Source organism: Mucilaginibacter ginsenosidivorax, from assembly GCF_007971525.1.
Taxonomy (GTDB): Bacteria; Bacteroidota; Bacteroidia; order Sphingobacteriales; family Sphingobacteriaceae; genus Mucilaginibacter; species Mucilaginibacter ginsenosidivorax.
On the sequence record NZ_CP042437.1, the window covers coordinates 5,134,190 to 5,151,240 of the forward strand.

At 43.5% G+C, this 17,051-nt stretch carries 11 protein-coding genes; 7 read left to right on the forward strand and 4 right to left on the reverse strand.

Annotated elements, in window-relative coordinates; all coding sequences use genetic code 11:
- Positions 1-7: 7 nt before the first annotated feature.
- From FSB76_RS21630 to FSB76_RS21640, 3 genes are all read right to left on the reverse strand, one after another.
- A complete protein-coding gene (locus tag FSB76_RS21630; RefSeq protein ID WP_147057030.1) occupies positions 8-955 on the reverse strand; it encodes a ketopantoate reductase family protein in 948 nt (315 codons plus the stop codon).
- Positions 956-993: 38 nt separating this feature from the next.
- Positions 994-1,953, reverse strand: coding sequence for a bifunctional helix-turn-helix transcriptional regulator/GNAT family N-acetyltransferase (locus FSB76_RS21635; RefSeq protein WP_147057032.1), 960 nt, complete (start codon positions 1,951-1,953; stop codon positions 994-996).
- Between the two features lie 126 nt (positions 1,954-2,079).
- Positions 2,080-6,009 (reverse strand): response regulator, encoded by a 3,930-nt coding sequence (locus FSB76_RS21640; RefSeq protein ID WP_147057034.1) that lies wholly within the window; start codon positions 6,007-6,009, stop codon positions 2,080-2,082.
- Positions 6,010-6,178: 169 nt separating this feature from the next.
- Here FSB76_RS21640 and FSB76_RS21645 point away from each other — a divergent pair, with 169 nt between their 5' ends.
- Entirely contained in the window at positions 6,179-6,520 is a 342-nt protein-coding gene (locus FSB76_RS21645; RefSeq protein WP_147057036.1) for a HopJ type III effector protein, read from the forward strand.
- Between the two features lie 160 nt (positions 6,521-6,680).
- Positions 6,681-7,427: a DUF434 domain-containing protein gene (locus FSB76_RS21650; protein WP_147057038.1), complete on the forward strand. Its 747-nt coding sequence runs from the start codon at positions 6,681-6,683 to the stop codon at positions 7,425-7,427.
- A 69-nt stretch (positions 7,428-7,496) separates the two neighbouring features.
- Here the strand turns inward: FSB76_RS21650 and FSB76_RS21655 are convergent, their stop codons facing one another.
- Entirely contained in the window at positions 7,497-7,919 is a 423-nt protein-coding gene (locus FSB76_RS21655) for a UPF0158 family protein (RefSeq protein WP_147057041.1), read from the reverse strand.
- Positions 7,920-8,019: 100 nt separating this feature from the next.
- Here FSB76_RS21655 and FSB76_RS21660 point away from each other — a divergent pair, with 100 nt between their 5' ends.
- From FSB76_RS21660 to FSB76_RS21680, 5 genes are all read left to right on the forward strand, one after another.
- Complete coding sequence (locus FSB76_RS21660; RefSeq protein ID WP_147057043.1) at positions 8,020-9,750, forward strand: SWIM zinc finger family protein; 1,731 nt, start codon at positions 8,020-8,022, stop codon at positions 9,748-9,750.
- 161 nt (positions 9,751-9,911) lie between these two features.
- Positions 9,912-10,811, forward strand: a complete 900-nt coding sequence (locus FSB76_RS21665; RefSeq protein ID WP_147057045.1) for a flavin reductase family protein — start codon at positions 9,912-9,914, stop codon at positions 10,809-10,811.
- 175 nt (positions 10,812-10,986) lie between these two features.
- Complete coding sequence (locus tag FSB76_RS21670; protein ID WP_147057047.1) at positions 10,987-14,583, forward strand: ABC transporter permease; 3,597 nt, start codon at positions 10,987-10,989, stop codon at positions 14,581-14,583.
- A gap of 366 nt (positions 14,584-14,949) precedes the next feature.
- A complete protein-coding gene (locus FSB76_RS21675; RefSeq protein ID WP_147057049.1) occupies positions 14,950-15,537 on the forward strand; it encodes an RNA polymerase sigma factor in 588 nt (195 codons plus the stop codon).
- A gap of 196 nt (positions 15,538-15,733) precedes the next feature.
- The gene (locus tag FSB76_RS21680; RefSeq protein WP_147057051.1) at positions 15,734-16,891 is read left to right on the forward strand and encodes a FecR family protein; all 1,158 of its coding nucleotides are present in this window, start codon (positions 15,734-15,736) and stop codon (positions 16,889-16,891) included.
- The last annotated feature ends 160 nt before the right edge of the window (positions 16,892-17,051 follow it).

Consider the following 17,051-nt stretch of genomic DNA (forward strand, 5'->3'; position numbering starts at 1 on the left):
GCAGGCCCTACATCCTGAACAGCTCCGACTTAAGTTTTGTCATTTGCCCTAATAAAGTAGTAACCGGAACTTTAATGCTGCCAGACAGCTGCGCTACTTTGGCTACTGCAAAATTCAGCGTTTCAATCTCCGTTTCCCGTTTGTTGAGTATATCCTGGTAGGTAGATATCTTTTGCCCGTCGGACATGTTACTTATTGTAAGCACATTTTCCAGCACATCATGCTCCGTTAGCCGGATGTTGTTTTGGTTGGCTACCGCAACGCATTCAGCAATTACAGTTTTGGCTATCTGTAAGGCCGCCCCATTACGGTGAAATACTCCATTATCAATCTCAAGCAGTGGGCATATGGAATTAAACACGCAATTACTGATCGCTTTTTTCCAGATCACCGTCTGGATATTCGGCTCGGCCCTAAACGAAAACACATCGGTATTCAGCTCATCAACAATAGCATCCAGGTTATCAAATGAGCTTATAATAACCCCTATGGGTGATGATGCAACCGGCCTGAACCTTACTTTATTAGTTGATACCGATTGGCTGGTTACAAATAGTACACACCGGTATAATTCGGTAAAGCCCGCACCGATAAAACTATCTTCAATATGAAGGCCGTTTTGAAGGAATACGATAGGTGAATGTTTGGCTTTGAATTTGAGCTTTTCGGCCAGTTCCCGGTTGCCGAATGATTTGTTGGTTAACAAAATAAGCCCATCAAGCCGGGTATGATTATTTAGGGTGCTGATGGTTACTTCGGCCTGCAGGGTATTATTATCCGTTTCTATCTCCAGCAATTCGCGGCTGGTCGGCTGATCATCAACACTGCCGCGCAGGATGGTAACCTGTTTACCCCTTAGGGTTAGGGCCACGGCCAAAGCCTTGGCAATAACGCCATTGCCTATAATGTATATGTTTGTATTAACCTTTATGGTTTGGTCAGATACTGATTCCATAGCGTTTTAATTTGTATAGTTTTAACAGATCATCCTCATTAGTTATTGAGCTGCAATTCCATCTGGATATTGCAACGCTCGTAAGGCGTAAACCGGCCAACCACTTTTTTAAATCCTAACTTTTGATACAGGCTGATGGCTTGTTTAAGCATGGTATTACTTTCCAGGTACAGTGTGTTGCCGCCCCGGGCTTTGGCGCGCTCTGCAATTGCCTTGCCCAACAGCCAACCTATGCCTTTGCCGTGTGCTTTGGGCGAAACGGCCATTTTTGCCAATTCATAATCATATTCGGGATCGTCCATTTTAAGCAATGCACATACGCCCACGGGTTCGCCTTTGTACAGGGCAATCAGTATTTCGCCGCCCTTATTTAAAATGTATTCCTGTGGATGGTCGAGCGATTGATAGTCCTTTTCTTCCATTTTAAAGTAGGTGCTTATCCACTCCACATTAAGCTCGCGGAATGCCTTACTATATTGCTCTTCAAAGGGCACAATGGTAACGTCGCGGCTCTCTCTTAATTTTTTCTCATCCTGAACCCTCTTTAACAGCGATTTTTGTTCGAGCATAAATTCCCACTCGCCGATGGCTTCCCACAGGTTGTGCCGCGTATTATCCAAAATGCTTTCTACCGCGTTTTTAACATCAACCAACTGGTATTGCAGCTTTTCATTAACCTGTTTTCCCTTGCCTGATAACGACAGTACATTCCTGCGCCCGTCATTGGCGTCTTTACCTTCGGTTACTAGCCCCTTCTTCACCATCTCGGATACAATTTTGCTAACAGAAGGGTGGGAGTGCCCAATGTGCTGGGCAATTTCGGTTATGGTAAAGTTGCCTTGTGATAAAGTATAAAAAACGGGAAACCACTTAGGCTGCATGTCAATTCCGAACATCCGGTAAATGTTTGCGGCATCGTCTGTAATCTTTTCCTGGAGCATCCGCAGCCTGCTGCCAATGCCCGCTTTTCCAACTGAATTAAAGAATGAATTTTCCATTAATAACAAATTACGTAACTAATTACGTAATTAGCAATAGTTAATTGATAAAATAAATAACTATGCTGAAAATGTAGTTTTTAAACAGTGAGAGTATAAGCGGGCAGCGGTTGAAGAGTTAATTAACTAACTAACTATTTCCTTCTGTAACAAGCTGACTACCATGTTGATTTCGGTGACGATTTGCTTTAAGAGGATCTCGATATCTGCCTTTACAAAAACAGGCGCATACTCCAGCTCCCTTGCCAGTTGGGCCAGTTGGTTTAAACCAGCGGTTACCGCGGTGCCATAAAGTTTGTGGCCATGCAAGTTTAATTTTTTCAGATCTGCCGGCCCGATGTTTCCCTGTAACAGGGAAAGTGATTCGGTTAATTCTGTTTTTGTAAGGCTGAGCAACTCTTTTATAGCGTCTTCATCCTCATCAAAATAACTTTTTACCTGTTGTATATCAAAATGTACAGGTGTGCTTACCTGGAAATCCTGACCTTGTTTTGGTGTTTCCGGAGAATCAAAAGAGCCCAGCCATTTATGAAATACATCCAATATAGTTTCTTCAACAACCGGTTTAACAATAAAATCGTCCATACCGGCTTCCAGGCATTTTTCCCTTTCGCTTTTTACATTACCTGCCGTTAAGGCAATAATAGGTACCTGGCGGCCCTGCTGTATTGCACGGATTTGCCGCGTAGCTTCGTACCCATTCATCTCCGGCATCTGCACATCCATTAAAATCAAATCGGGCCAATGTAACCGGCAACAGGCCAGGGCTTCCAGGCCATTACCCGCTTCCTGGATCCGGGCATTCGGCGCAATCCGCCGAATGATAGTTTTAGCCAGTAACATGTTTACAGCGTTATCCTCGGCAACCAGTATGGTTAGGTTGCCCATTATTTCGGCAACAGTTGCAGCGGGTTCATCGGGCTTAGTTTCGATGGTAGTTTTCTGATGCAACCGGGATAAGGCGTTGTATATATCCTCGGTTTTGATGGGTTTAACCATCCGGTGGTTCACCTTCAATTCTTCGCATGACCTGATCACCTTTTCGTCGTCGGATGAGCTGTGTAATAAAATGATGGGCTGGCCGGTAGCAGAATCGTTAAAGCTTTCCCTGATCTTTTTAATAGTTTCCAGCCCGTCCATATACGGCATGTGGTAGTCTATCACAATTACATCGTAATGCTCGCCTGCGGCCAGCAGTTGCAGGGCTTCGAAACCGTTTTTTGCCTCGGTAGTTGCAATTTGCCTTAGCAACAGCATTTGCTTTATAATTAGCCGGTTGTTATCGTTATCGTCAACAACGAGCACCCTTTTTACCATGCCGATATTTTCCCAGCTAATGGGCTCGCCTTGCTCTGCCCGCAATTGGATATCAAAATAAAAGGTGCTGCCCTTGCCCGGCCAGCTTTCCAGTTGCAGTTTGCTATCCATTAACCCAAGCAGTTTATTGGAAATGGTAAGGCCAAGGCCGGTGCCGCCATATTTTTTTGTAGTCGACCCATCTTCCTGCGAAAAGGCCTCAAATATTTTGTCCTGTTTTTCGGGTTTTATCCCGATACCCGTGTCCCTTACGCTAAAGCGGAACATGGTTCCGGGCAGGGGAGCCGACGCTGCAATTTCTTCTATTTTTAACTCAATCTCGCCGGCTGCAGTAAACTTGGCAGCGTTGCTGAGCAGGTTGATCAGGATTTGTTTTAGCCGAACGGAGTCGACCCAAATAAACCTTGGTAAATTGTAGGGGATGTTCAGGAGCATTTCCAGCCCTTTTTTCTGAACCTGGTAGGTAATAATATCTGTTGCCTGCGAACCGATATCGTATAGGTCGCATTTTTCAATATCCAGTTCCAGTTTCCCTGCCTCTATTTTTGAAAAATCCAGGATATCATTGATAATGCTTAACAGCGCGTTGGCCGATTGATTGACAATAGAAAGATACTGGTGCTGGGTTTCGTTGAGCTGTGTTTTTAAAACCAGGTCGGTAAATCCGATAACACCGTTCAGCGGCGTCCGGATTTCATGGCTCATATTGGCCAGGAATTCCGATTTGGCAATACTGGCCTGGTCTGCCAGTTGTTTGGCGTCCTGTAGTTCGTCCCGTTGTTTTACAATGGAGGTTATAATCTCGGAGGAGGTCATGATACCGCCTATTGTGCCATCAAACCGGTACCAGGGCCGCATTTCAATGTTCAGGTATTGTTCTTCCTCCATGCCCGGCAATTTAACCAGCACTTCCTCGCGTCTTATTATGTCGCCGTTTAAAACCCGTTGATGTGTTGCCCGGTTGGTTTCGCTGGCAGGGCCAAATACTTCATAGGGTGTTAAGCCTATAATGTTCCGGTCGCCTAAACCATAATCCTGCAAATATTGCCTGCTTACCGCTATAAACCGCATATTTGTATCGGCCATAGCAATAGGTGAAGGCGAATGTTCAACAAAGGCCGATAAAATGGCTTTTTCGTTCAGTAATTCGGTTTCTGCTCTTTTTTGTTGTTCAATATCCTGGATGGTACCAAACAGCCGTTGGCAAACACCGTTTGCAAATTCGGCCTGGCCTAAACTCCTTACCCAAAGCTCTTCGCCGGCGGGGGTTACAATTTGTATCTCCAGGTCCCAGGGGGGGCCATCTGCCATGGCAAGGTTAGCAGCAGCCGAAATTTTATCGCGGCTTTCGCCGGCTTTATAAAAATTGATGATACCACTCAAATCAGGCTCGTAATCGGCGGGCACGCCATATATCTGTTTAGTAACTGTTGTCCATTCAATTTTTTGGCGCTGTACATTATATTCCCAGCCGCCTATTCGGGCTACTTTGCCGGTTTCTTCCAGCATTTGCCGGGTGCGCTCCAGGTTTCTTTCCAGGAAGTGTTTTTCGGTAATATCAATGGCATTACCTATTACGTAGGCCTGGTCTCCCTGTTGCTCAAGGATGTTGTTAAACATCCATATCCGGGGGCTGCCATCCTTGTGCCGGGTAACCATCTGGCCCCTGGCGCCCCCTTTGTCCCTTATCTCTTTTAAGTACCCGGTTAACTGCGCATGACGATTGGCCGGTACGATATCAAACAAACTTAAAGTTAAAATTTCGGCAAGGGTATAACCCAAAAGCGAAGCCCCGGCCATATTTACCGACAGGAAACGGCCAGACAGGTCATGGGTGCACATGAGCCCTTGCGAATTCTCAAAAAAAACACGCAGCCTTTCCTCGCTTACGGCCAGTTGCTGTTCTTTTAATTTCTCGTCGGTTACATCGCGTCCTATGCAAAACAGGTTGCCGGTATTAGGGTCGGGTGTGGTTTCCCAGCGAATGGCCTTGTATCTTCCGGATTTAGTCCTGGTGCGGTAGGTTACCTGCCGTACTTTTTTATCCGATATCATCCCGGTAACATCCTCCTGGGCGGCTTTCAGGTCGTCTGGGTGTACCAGTTCCAGGTAGGGGATAGCCAAAATATAGGTATCATCCCATCCAAAAGTTGATTTAAACGCGGGGTTAACTCTTTTAAAATATCCATCTGTCCCCGCAATGCAAATCAGGTCGGCCGATAAATTAAACAGCTTTTCGAAATTTTGAAACTCCTGTTTTTGCCGGCGTTCTGTAATTAATGTTGTTGCCTCCTGCGCCAACAGTTGCATCGATTCATGCTGCGCTGCTGATAGCTGGCCCGGTTCATATCCCATCACACTTAAAATGCCAAGCGTATTCCCTTCATTATTGATTAACGGCAGGCCAGCGTAAAATTTTACCGGGTGCAGCCTGGCGGCCAGCGGGTTTAGCTTAAAACGCTCATCGTTCTGGGTGTCGGGTACTTCAAACAGTGTTTGTTCTTTTACGGCATAGTCGCAAAAGTCCGAGTATCCGGGGCTTTCCGGCGCTTCGGGGAATGTTTTAGCATGCGTCCAGGCATTATTTTCATCAAGCAGGGAAACCATTGCTATCGGCGCCTCGCAGGTGAGTGCAGCCAGCCGGGTAATAAACTCAAATCCTGGTTCGCCAAAAGAAAGCAATGGCTCATTCCGGGCCGGGCCGTTCAATTGGTGTTTTTTAAAGTCAGAACTGGGCATGCCGGCTATTAAGTTTATGAGTATGGTTCAACAAGTGGAATACAAAAATACTAAATTTAGCAGTAGATGATTTGTATTAATTTGAAGTGAAGCCTGAGGTGTTTGGGCCAGCCTGCCAAAACAACCGGAATTGATTTTTCTTTTTTATTTTCGCCCCAAATTAATCTGAATGAAAGAGCAATTGCTTACATTAATTAACTCATCCAAACAAGGATCACTGCTGTTTAACGAAGTTATAAATTTGATAGAAACTTATTATAATCATCAGCCAACTGCCTTTAAAAATGGCGACGCGTATAACCAGGCCACGCAAAACCAGGGGAGTGCAAAAGTTTTTTACTGTGCCCAACTGAATAACATCAGCGCGGCAGACACCCTATGGTTATTTGCCGAACATTACCAGTCGGTATTGGCTAACCCGGATGCAACAGACCACCAAAATATAAGGCAGTTTATGGCTCATGGATGGGATGGTGTTGTTTTTGAAGGTGATGCGCTGAGCGCGAAATAGTGGAAGTTCTGATACCCGGACTGGCTTAACATTTGAATAGCTGTTCAGTACGCTTGCATCAGCAAAAGAATTGCTTGTGCGCCTGCATGGTGGGCACCCGTGGCCGCTATTGCAGCAACCGGCAAAACAAGTATATTGCAAAACACTTTTGTTTTCATAGATGAGCGACCAACAATCCGAAACCCGCCGAAACCGGGGCAAAGACCCGCACGACGAAGCGCTTTTTGGCAGGCCAAAAGAGCTTGAAAAACTGTTGCAGGCTTTGCAGGATATGCATTATTTGCTCAATAAAGATTACCCTCCACGGGCAACGCTGGCATTGGTAGGCAACAGGTACCGGTTAAGGCAGCGGCAGATACTGGCACTGCAGGGTATGGCTTGTTCGGCAAAAGATATCCAAAACCGTAAAAATAAAGAAGTAGCAGCTACCGGTATACGGAATAAAACCGTTTATGTAGATGGATTCAATATTGTTATTATACTGGAATCTCTTTTATCGGGCGGATATGTTTTTAAGGGGTTAGACGGCTGCTACCGCGATATTTCGTCGGTACACGGATCATATAAACGGGTAAGGCAAACCGAAGAAGTACTTATTATGCTGGGTAAAGCATTGCATGAACTTGGTGCCGAACGGGTGAACTGGATATTTGACGCGCCGGTATCTAACAGCGGCCGGCTTAAAACTCTTTGTTATGAAATAGCGGCGCAACAGGGCTTTTTATGGGACGTTTATTTAGACAACGCCCCAGATAAATTTTTAATTGCCGAAAATCGGCTCATCGTAAGTTCAGATGCCTGGGTGCTTAACGGTTGCTACGCCTGGTTTAACCTTGCCTCCTACATCATTAACCACTTTATCGATAGTAACGTGACGGTGAATATTATTAACCAGGAGGGTGGGTGAGGCGAACAATTGCCTGGAGACAATGAGTAAAGTAAATCAGACAGCGATTCTTCGAACAGCTGTTAATTTCTATCCTATTTGGTCTTTTACATATTCAATACCTCGCGCCAACTTATATTTAAACCATTCCTCGCGCAAACCAGGATGGTATTGCAGCAGGTGATTGAAATTGGCAAACGGCTTTTTGCGCGATATAGCATCAATAAACTTGTTGTGTGTAGGTATGTGATTAATACCGGCAATAAAATCTTCCATAACTTTAAATGACTCACGGCTGCTCATTCCCTCAAATCGTTGGTACTCGCCATAGTTTTCGTCAATTTTATCAATAATCTCTGCCAAGGGCTCTTCGTCATAGCCCGGATTCTTCATTTCATCCGGGTAATAATCCATAGTACCTGTGGGTTTATGATAAAAACAAATCATACCCATATCCAGCATCTCGGCAATATCTTTTATAATTTCGGGTGTTATTTCTTTTACTAAATGCATAAGTTTAGTGTTTTAAATAAGTTGTATAGCTATCATAAGCAATACAAAAATAAAAGTCTATATAATAAACCCGTCAACCGCGATAAAGTCAGGCTGAAATATGTTTACACTGCAAAATTTTGAGAAACAACTAAATGCCGTAATGCTGCAAAGAGGAAAGCAGTATCATGAAGAAGGAGCAGTTGCCGAGCTGGAAGAAAACGCAGGCCGCTGGGCCGCGGAAGTTGAAGGGACTGAAACATACAACATATCGGTAATGCTGAAAAACGATAAGGAAATTGTAGCCTACCATTGTGATTGCCCCTATGATGGCGCCATTTGTAAGCACGTAATAGCGGTTCTTTTTGAAATAAGAGACGAATTAGCAACACGTATAATAGTACCAAATAAGGGCGCAAAGAAAAATCAGTTTGAAGATTTACTGTTGAAGATTAGTGCCGATGAATACCGGGTTTTTATTAAAGATTACGCGTTAAGCAATAAAGATTTTAAAAGGGCACTTGAGTTGTTTTTTGCCGAAAAAGACGGCCGCATTGATACCGGTAAACTATATGCCGATTCAATTAAAAAGCTCATTAAAAAACATATGGCCAAAGGTTATATGGACTACCGTTCTGCCGCCGGTTTAGCCAAAGAAGTAAACCAGCTAATTGATAAGGGGTTTGATTTTGCCAACAAGCGTAACTTTGTAGAAGCTTTTGTAATAGCCGGCGTTGTGTTAAAGGAAATGATGCAGGTAATAACTTATGGCGACGATTCAAGCGGTGCTTTAGGCGATGCTATTTTTGGCACCATCCAACTTATAGACCAAATAGCTTTATCTGTTGATGCCGTTATGGATATGAAAACGCGCGTGTTTAAGTTTTTACAAGCGGAGCTCAGCGATGCGGTATACTTTGATTATGGCGATTTTGGATATGAGTTGATGGATATTTTTCAAACTTTAGCAATTGAGCTAAACCTGCACCAGGAGTTTTTAGCCTGGATTGATGCCTGGTTGCCCCGGTTAACAGGGGATTATGGCAGTTACCGGCTTGAGCATTTTAAGACAACCAAAATTGAGTTTTTGGAAGCTATAGGAAGGCACACTGAAGCCGAAGCGCTGATTGAGCTAAATATGGAAATTGTGGAAGTGAGGCAGGCCGAGGTTGATAAAGTAATAAGCAGCCAGGACTATGAGCGGGCAAAAAAACTGATAAACGATGGTATAAAAATAGCAGAAGATAAAAGGCATCCGGGTACCGTTTCGCAGTGGCAGAAACAACTGTTGCGCATAGCATTGTTAGAAAATGATGTGCCCTTAACGCGTAAATATTACAGAGCATTTGCTTTCGACCGTCAGTTTGATGTTAAGTATTACCGGGCGTTAAAAGCAACTTATGATGCGGAGGAATGGGGGAAAATAGTTGAGGATATTATCGCCGGCATTAAAACCGAAACCACAAAAAAGCATGGTAAAAGAACCTGGCACCCGTTTGACAGCTATTTGCTTTCGGCACTATCACCAATTTATATTGAAGAAAGGTTTACCGACCGGTTGTTTGAACTGGTAAAAAATGAAAAAGATATTGACCGGCTTATGGTATACCATGAACACCTGGTGTTTTCATATGCCCACGAGTTATTACAGCTTTATATCCCGGCCCTGGAACGGCAGGCTGATAAAGCCGACAATCGGAGCCATTACGCACAGTTAGCCGGAAATATGAAAAAGATCATGAAAGCCCTCGCCTTCGGAAAAGAGCAAGTAATTGAGCTTGCAAAAAAACTGAAGCAAAAATATCCCCGCCGCCCCGCTATGGTTGAAGAATTGAACAGGGTGATTAATTGAAGGCGTGGGGTGGTGAGGGTAATTACGTCCTGTTGGGGGCTTTTTGCAAAAGGGGCCCTGAGGGTTTCGGGAAGCAGATAATGGTCGGAAGATTGATTTCGGAATTGAGGACAGCAATTTTGCCAGCTGTTAGGCTGGTTAAGCTTTAAATAAAAATTGGAATGAAGTTAAAAACTATTGATGCATCATCACTGACACCGGCCGAAATGCAGGTTTATTTGCACTATGCCATTGCACCCCGGCCAATATGCTTTGTATCCACTATTGACAAAAACGGCCAGGTTAATTTAAGTCCGTTTAGTTTTTTTAATGTTTTTAGTATCAATCCACCGATATGTGTTTTTTCGCCAACAAGCAGGGCGCGGGATAATACCACTAAACACACGCTTGAAAACGTTTTGGAAGTGCCTGAATGCGTAATTAATGTTGTGAACTACGATATGGTGCAACAGACGTATTTAACCAGTATGGATTACAAAAAAGGCGTAAATGAATTTTCGAAAGCGGGGTTTACTGAATTGGCTTCGGAGACGATAAAACCACCAAGGGTAGCAGAATCGACCGTTCAACTGGAATGTATAGTGAATGATGTGATATCCTTAGGGAAAAACGGGGGAGCGGGTAACCTGGTTATTGCCGAGGTGAAACGGATGCATATCAACGAAGCGATTTTGGATGCCAATGGCACAATAGACCCGCATAAAATAGACCTGGTGGCCCGTTTAGGCGGCGATTGGTATTGCAGGGTAACCAGCGATAACTTATTTAAGATTGCTAAACCAACAGGCAGTGCCGGAATGGGTATTGGTGTGGATGCTTTTCCTGAAGAGGTTAAATACTCCAAAGTATTAACCGGGAATAACCTGGGATTATTGGGACTTGTTGAAACGCTACCATCCGATGAGGAGGTAAAAGCTTTTAGTGAAACCGATGAAATGAAAGAACTGGCTGATGCCTCCATCGCTGACAGCCACACCCGCACCCTACAGCTGCATTTAAAAGCCAGGCAATTGTTAGATGACGGCCGGGTAATGGATGCCTGGAAGGTGTTGTTGATGTAGTTTATTCATTGACCTTTCATTTCCCTGCTGTTCGATACCCTGACTTTCTTTTTGCAATTCAAAACCGAACGTACAGTGTCCGTTATTGTTACATTCAATTGAAGTAAATAAAATTCAATTCGCTTTATATTAATTAGTTATAAATTTGGAACAAGCGTTGAGGTAATCAACCTGTTTGAGCGCATATACTTTCCATATCACCCCTTATGACCTGGCCTTCCTGGGAATAATTTTTACCGGGCTTACTTTTATGCTGTTGTTATGGTTTGCCCAAAAAATCAACCGGGTCGCAAACCGCTTTCTCTCGCTTGCCCTGCTGGTAATTGTTTTATGGATGGTTTGGCTATTAGGGACCGACATCCGGTTAGCAGTCTATTTCCCGTACTGGAGTTGCCTGCCATTGCAGTTTTCGCTTGCATTTGGCCCTTTTATATTTTTTTACGTGCTTAAAATAACCAGGCCTGAATATAAATACCGCTGGAAGGACCTGTTACATTTGGGCCCATTGTTGGTTGAGCAGGTTGTTTTTCTGCTCGAAATTAAGGAGGGCATCAGGACGGGCGCAGCTACTTATGACACGCAAATTTATCATCATATCAGCCCGATACTACGCCTTGCTGCATTTATTTCGGTTATCACGTACCTGGGTTGGTCGGTTAAGTTGATAGCGCACTTTTACCAACGGTTAAAATTTAATGATATGAGCGACAGGTACCGGTATGAATTCCGGTGGCTGTATCGCTTACTAACCGGTTTCGGCATGTTATGGTTGCTATGGGTTCCGTATGTGGCAACAGATTATTTTTATTACCATAACCAGTTGAAGATAGATGCTTATTACCCCCTGTTCCTCCTTTTAGCAGCGCTTTTTATCCGGATTTCGGCTGTATCTTTCTTAAGATCAGAAGTGGCGGTACCGCTGCCTGCTGTATCAAAACCATTATTGCCTGCCGAACTGAAGCAAAAAGCAGTGTGGCTGCGTAAAACGATTGAAGCCGGCCTGCTCTATCAGGATGCCGACCTCACGTTGGGCTCGCTGGCTAAAAAAGTTGATTTGCACCCTCATGAATTATCCCGGATAATTAATACAGTGCTCAAAAAAAACTTTAATGATTTTATCAATGAGTACCGCATCAGGGAGGTGACCCGCAAAATGCAGGAGCCGGCTTATGATCGTTTAACCCTGTTGGGCATTGCCCTTGATGCAGGGTTCAGTTCCAAATCAACCTTTAACAGAACTTTCAGGCAAATGACGGGCATGAGCCCCGCCGAGTATAAGAACCAGCTAAAAAAAGAGCGCCCAAATTATCATTTGAGACCTTACTACCGCCGTGCCGCTGTAATTTCGGATCATGAAGCCATGCCTATGTGGTCGTCTGATAAATTAAACCGAAGTTATATGTTTAAAAACTATTTGAAAATTGCCTGGCGCACTATGCTGCACAACAAAGTTTACAGCGCGCTTAATATTGTTGGCCTTGCTACCGGCATGGCCGTTGCCTTGCTTATTGGCTTGTGGATATATAGCCAGTATGATTATGACCGGTTTTTGCCGGGCTACAACCAATTGTACCTGGTAAAACTGAATTTTAATTATAACGGTGCAATACAAACACAAACCGGCTCGTCATTACCCCTGGTCGAAGAATTTCGCAAGAGCTACCCGGAAGTAAAATACGCATCCGAAACCGACTGGGGATCGCAGCATAGCCTGGTTGTTGACGATAAAAAGCTTAATCCGCAGGGATTAACGGTAGGCGAGGATTTTTTGAAGATGTTCCCTTATCCATTAGTCCGGGGAAATGTTAATACTGTTTTTAAGGAGCCGAGTTCTATCATTTTAACCGAATCAGTTGCAAAGGCGCTGTTCGGTAACCAGGATGCTGTTGGTAAACTTATCCGGATTGATAATAAAAATAATGTTGTAGTTACAGGTGTAATGAAAGATGTAACAGCTAATTCAACTTTACAGTTCAGCTATCTTTTGCCATACAGCTACCTTGAGCAAACCTATCCCGATACTAAAAAGGAGCGCACAAATTGGAGAAACCATTCGTATCCCGAATATGTGGAACTACAACCGGGTACAAATGCTGATGCTTTTGAAAGTAAAATAAAAAATATCATTGCAAAACATGATCCAGGCAGCAAGATTGAAGTGGTTTTGCAGCCTGCAAAAAACTGGCGTTTGCTTACGGAATTTAAAAATGGCAAGGCAACGGACGGTTTTATCCAGTATGTGCGCATTTTCGGTATAATCGGCATACTGGTATTGGTGATCGCGTGCATCAACTTTGTTAATTTATCGACCGCGCGGGCCGAAAAGCGCGCACGCGAAGTTGGTGTGCGCAAATCAATCGGCTCAACACGCAAAGACCTCATTATTCAGTTTTTGAGCGAATCGTTGTTACTTACTTTTGTAGCTTTTGTGGTATCCATACTGATAGTTCAGTTGGCGCTGCCATATTTCAATAGCACTACGTATAGCAAAATCAGCGTGCCTTATACCAATTGGTTATTTTGGTGTGTGATGATGGGCTACGTGCTCGTCACCGGGTTATTGGCCGGGAGCCGGCCGGCATTTTATCTGTCTTCTTTTAATCCTGCAAAAGTATTAAAGGGCGCCATTCAGTTAGGCAAAGGCGCAGCGCTTCCGCGAAAAATATTGGTTGCAGTGCAATTCACTTGTTCAATTGCCCTTATTATCAGCACACTAATTATTTATCAGCAAATAAAATATGCTAAGGATAGGCCCAAGGGATATAATGCTTATGGCCTGGTAATGAACAATAATAGCGACGACCTCCGAAAAAATTATACAGCGCTAAAAAATGATCTTTTACAAAGCGGCCAGGTGGTAAGCGTTACCACCGCAGGAAGCGGGATGTTATCTTACCCCGCTTCGTTCACTATTTTGAACTGGCCAGGTAAAAGACAGGAAGAATCACTTGAGATGAATGTTAATGCCATTTCGCAGGATTATTTTAAAACGGTTGGAATGGAGTTGAAATACGGCAACGATTTTGAAGGCAACACCAGCGCAGACACATTAAACATTGTTTTGAACGAAGCCGCCGCCCAAAGGCTGCGGTTAAAGGATCCGTTAAACCAGCTAATTACGTTTGAATATTCTAAAAACCCCATGCGGGTTATTGGTGTAGTGGAAAACGCTGTTGTCGGGTCGCCGTTTTATGCAGCCAGACCGGCTATTTATGTTTATAACCCGGGCTGGGCGGGCAGTATTATGTACCGGTTGAAGCCAAACGTACCTATACAGCCGGCCATTGCAAAAATAGCCACGATATTTAACAAGTATAACCCATCATTCCCGTACGATTACCGCTTTGCCGACGAGGCCTTTAATATGACATTTAATGTAGAAGTACTGGTAGGTACACTGGCCGGTATTTTTGCAGGCCTGGCTATTTTTATTTCATGCCTTGGTTTGTTTGGCCTTGCAGCCTACGTAGCCGAACAGCGAAAAAAAGAAATAGGCATCAGGAAAGTATTGGGTGCATCGGTGTCGCAGGTATGGCTCCTGTTATCGGGCGATTTTATATTGCTTGTAGTTGTTAGTTGTGTAATTGCATCGCCTGTGGCCTTTTATTTTTTACATAGCTGGTTGCAAAAGTTTGATTACCGCATTGTTATTGGCCCGGCAGCCTTCCTGCTTTCGGCGGCGGCGGCCATTATAATAACCATATTTACAGTAAGCTATCAGGCTATCAGCAGTGCTTTGGCCAACCCGGTAAAAAGCCTGAGGAGCGAATGACCTGGTAAGCTGCTAAAAGAACTTAGGTTTATAAATATGAAACCTGAGATTTAGTTGAACAAAATGTGGTGCATTCCGTAGTGAGATACGGAATGCACTTTTAAAAGGAAAGAATATTATTTACCATGGCTTTCGAAAAACGGGGCGCTACGGATAACGGGGGTTCAGGTGATTTTTATAAGATAATACGTCCGTTTTTAAGAAGGAATAAGCAATCTCCGGGCGGTATGCCTGGCGTATACTTATCATGCGTATCGCAAGGGGCAGACCGTCCCGGTAGCGTGGGGTGTACGCTGCAACTGATAATTTTCTTGTTTTTATATTTATATTCTTAAATTTCATACATTCGTTATCAACTTCTTTAAAATGACCACCCTAAAGCACTTTTCGGACAGCGAATTGGTTGACTTGTTTAAGTCGGGGGATCAGGCCGCTTATGTAGAAATATACGATAGGTACACGCTCACCTTATTTAATCATGCCTATAATAAAACCAGGAACCGGGAAGAGGCCAAAGATGTTGTTCAGGAAGTTTTCACAACCTTGTGGGCCAAACGGGACCAAATTAATTTTCAATCTAATCTTTCGGGTTATTTATATACGTCATTACGTAACAACATTTTGAACAGAATTGCGCGGCAATCAATACTTGATAAATACACCACCTCTTTAATACAGTTTATTCAAACCGAAACCAGTCAGATTATCACAGATCACCTGATCCGTGAACACGAACTTGCGGCGCTTATAGAAAAAGAGATTGCCGCTCTTCCGTCAAAAATGCGCCAGGTATTTGAACTTAGCCGCAAACAGCATCTCTCCCATAAAGAAATTGCAGCGCAACTGGATATTTCCGAGCAAACAGTAAGTAAACATGTTACTAACGCCTTAAAAATATTAAGGGTTCGCCTCGGTTTTTTTATCTATCTATTAATGCTTTTTCATCTCCTATAAAATATTTTATTTTTATTTACCTGTACGGTACGCGTTGTTTGTCTTACTAATATTAAGCCAATGGTACTAAGTCGTTAAGTTAATAGCATGAAGTCATAAGTCTAAAGTTGTTTTTGGGGCTTGGAACTTAAAACTAAAGACTATCCGTCAATTTATTGTTGACATGACACTAAAATAAAGGGAAATAAATAGTAGTATGAACGATCAGGAGCTCAGGGATCTATTACATAAATACGGGAACAATACGGCCACTGAAGATGAGAAATCGCTGCTTGAAAGCTGGTATTTACATCATCAGGAATCGGAATTGCCCGATTATACACTTGACGAGCGCCTTCAGGATGCTGCAGCCGTTCGTGAAAATCTGAAACGTCAATTCGGGATAGGCAGGTTAATATCACTTCCGCTGCGGATAAGCGCGGCTGCATGTGTTTTAATATTATTAAGCCTGGGTGGTTTTTATTTTCTCAGAAAAAATGTTGCTAAAAGTCAACTTAGTGCAGCTATACACCACGATATTCCGCCGGGGCAAAATAAGGCCGTGCTGGCCCTTGCCAACGGGCAAAAAATTTACATAACCGGTATAAAAAAAGGAGTTATTTACCGGCAAGGTGCCTTACAGGTAACCCGTAACCAAAACGGGGTTCTTGCCTACACCATAAACAAAAGCTTGATTGAACCCGGGAATGCCGATAACCAGGGCCCGGCAAAATACAACACGCTTTCTACGCCGCGGAGCGGCCAGTCGTCCATTACTTTAGCCGACGGAACAGTAGCATACCTTGATGCTCAATCATCTGTAAGGTTTCCGGTTGATTTTTCTAAATCTAAAGAAAGGCGGGTTGAAGTAACCGGGCAGGTGTACTTTGATGTAAGGCACAATGCCTCAAAACCTTTTAGGGTAGATGTAAAAGGTCAAACCATTGAAGATATTGGTACCGTATTTAACATCAACGCTTACGATGATGAGCCGGCTATAAAAACTACATTGATTAGCGGCAGTATAAAAATAACAAGAGGAAACTCAACCGCTACATTACGGCCGGGTCAGCAAGCTATAACTGCTCCTGATAAAGCCAATATCCGGATAAAAGAAACAGATACCGAAGAAGTTACCGCCTGGAAAAATGGCTACTTCCTTTTTAATAACGAGAAACTGGAAAGCATAATGCGGAAGATTTCACGGTGGTATGATGTTGAAATTGTTTACCCGCAAGATCAGAATACCAATGTTGAATACTGGGGCAGCATCACCAGGTACGACAATGTATCTAAGGTTTTAAAGATGCTGGAAATAACCGGCGATGTAAAATTCAGGATTGAAGGAAAGAAGATTTTTATAGAGAAAAAATAACTGACTTGATTATTAACTAATTATAAATTAAACCCGCAGGAATATGAAGAAACAATAACTATAAACTCCAGAAAAGTGAAAAGGAAAAAATAGCAGAGGCATTCGCTGTGCCCCTGCTTAATAGCCTGCTCACACCGTTTGCCGGCCGGCAAACGATAAA

What these genes read in the sequence shown, in the direction of transcription:
- FSB76_RS21630 (WP_147057030.1), bottom strand. Translation starts at nt 955, where the DNA reads ATGGAATCAGTATCTGACCAAACCATAAAGGTTAATACAAACATATAC.
- FSB76_RS21650 (WP_147057038.1), top strand. Translation starts at nt 6,681, where the DNA reads ATGAGCGACCAACAATCCGAAACCCGCCGAAACCGGGGCAAAGACCCG.
- FSB76_RS21660 (WP_147057043.1), top strand. Translation starts at nt 8,020, where the DNA reads ATGTTTACACTGCAAAATTTTGAGAAACAACTAAATGCCGTAATGCTG.
- FSB76_RS21645 (WP_147057036.1), top strand. Translation starts at nt 6,179, where the DNA reads ATGAAAGAGCAATTGCTTACATTAATTAACTCATCCAAACAAGGATCA.
- FSB76_RS21675 (WP_147057049.1), top strand. Translation starts at nt 14,950, where the DNA reads ATGACCACCCTAAAGCACTTTTCGGACAGCGAATTGGTTGACTTGTTT.
- FSB76_RS21680 (WP_147057051.1), top strand. Translation starts at nt 15,734, where the DNA reads ATGAACGATCAGGAGCTCAGGGATCTATTACATAAATACGGGAACAAT.
- FSB76_RS21640 (WP_147057034.1), bottom strand. Translation starts at nt 6,009, where the DNA reads ATGCCCAGTTCTGACTTTAAAAAACACCAATTGAACGGCCCGGCCCGG.
- FSB76_RS21665 (WP_147057045.1), top strand. Translation starts at nt 9,912, where the DNA reads ATGAAGTTAAAAACTATTGATGCATCATCACTGACACCGGCCGAAATG.
- FSB76_RS21635 (WP_147057032.1), bottom strand. Translation starts at nt 1,953, where the DNA reads ATGGAAAATTCATTCTTTAATTCAGTTGGAAAAGCGGGCATTGGCAGC.
- FSB76_RS21655 (WP_147057041.1), bottom strand. Translation starts at nt 7,919, where the DNA reads ATGCATTTAGTAAAAGAAATAACACCCGAAATTATAAAAGATATTGCC.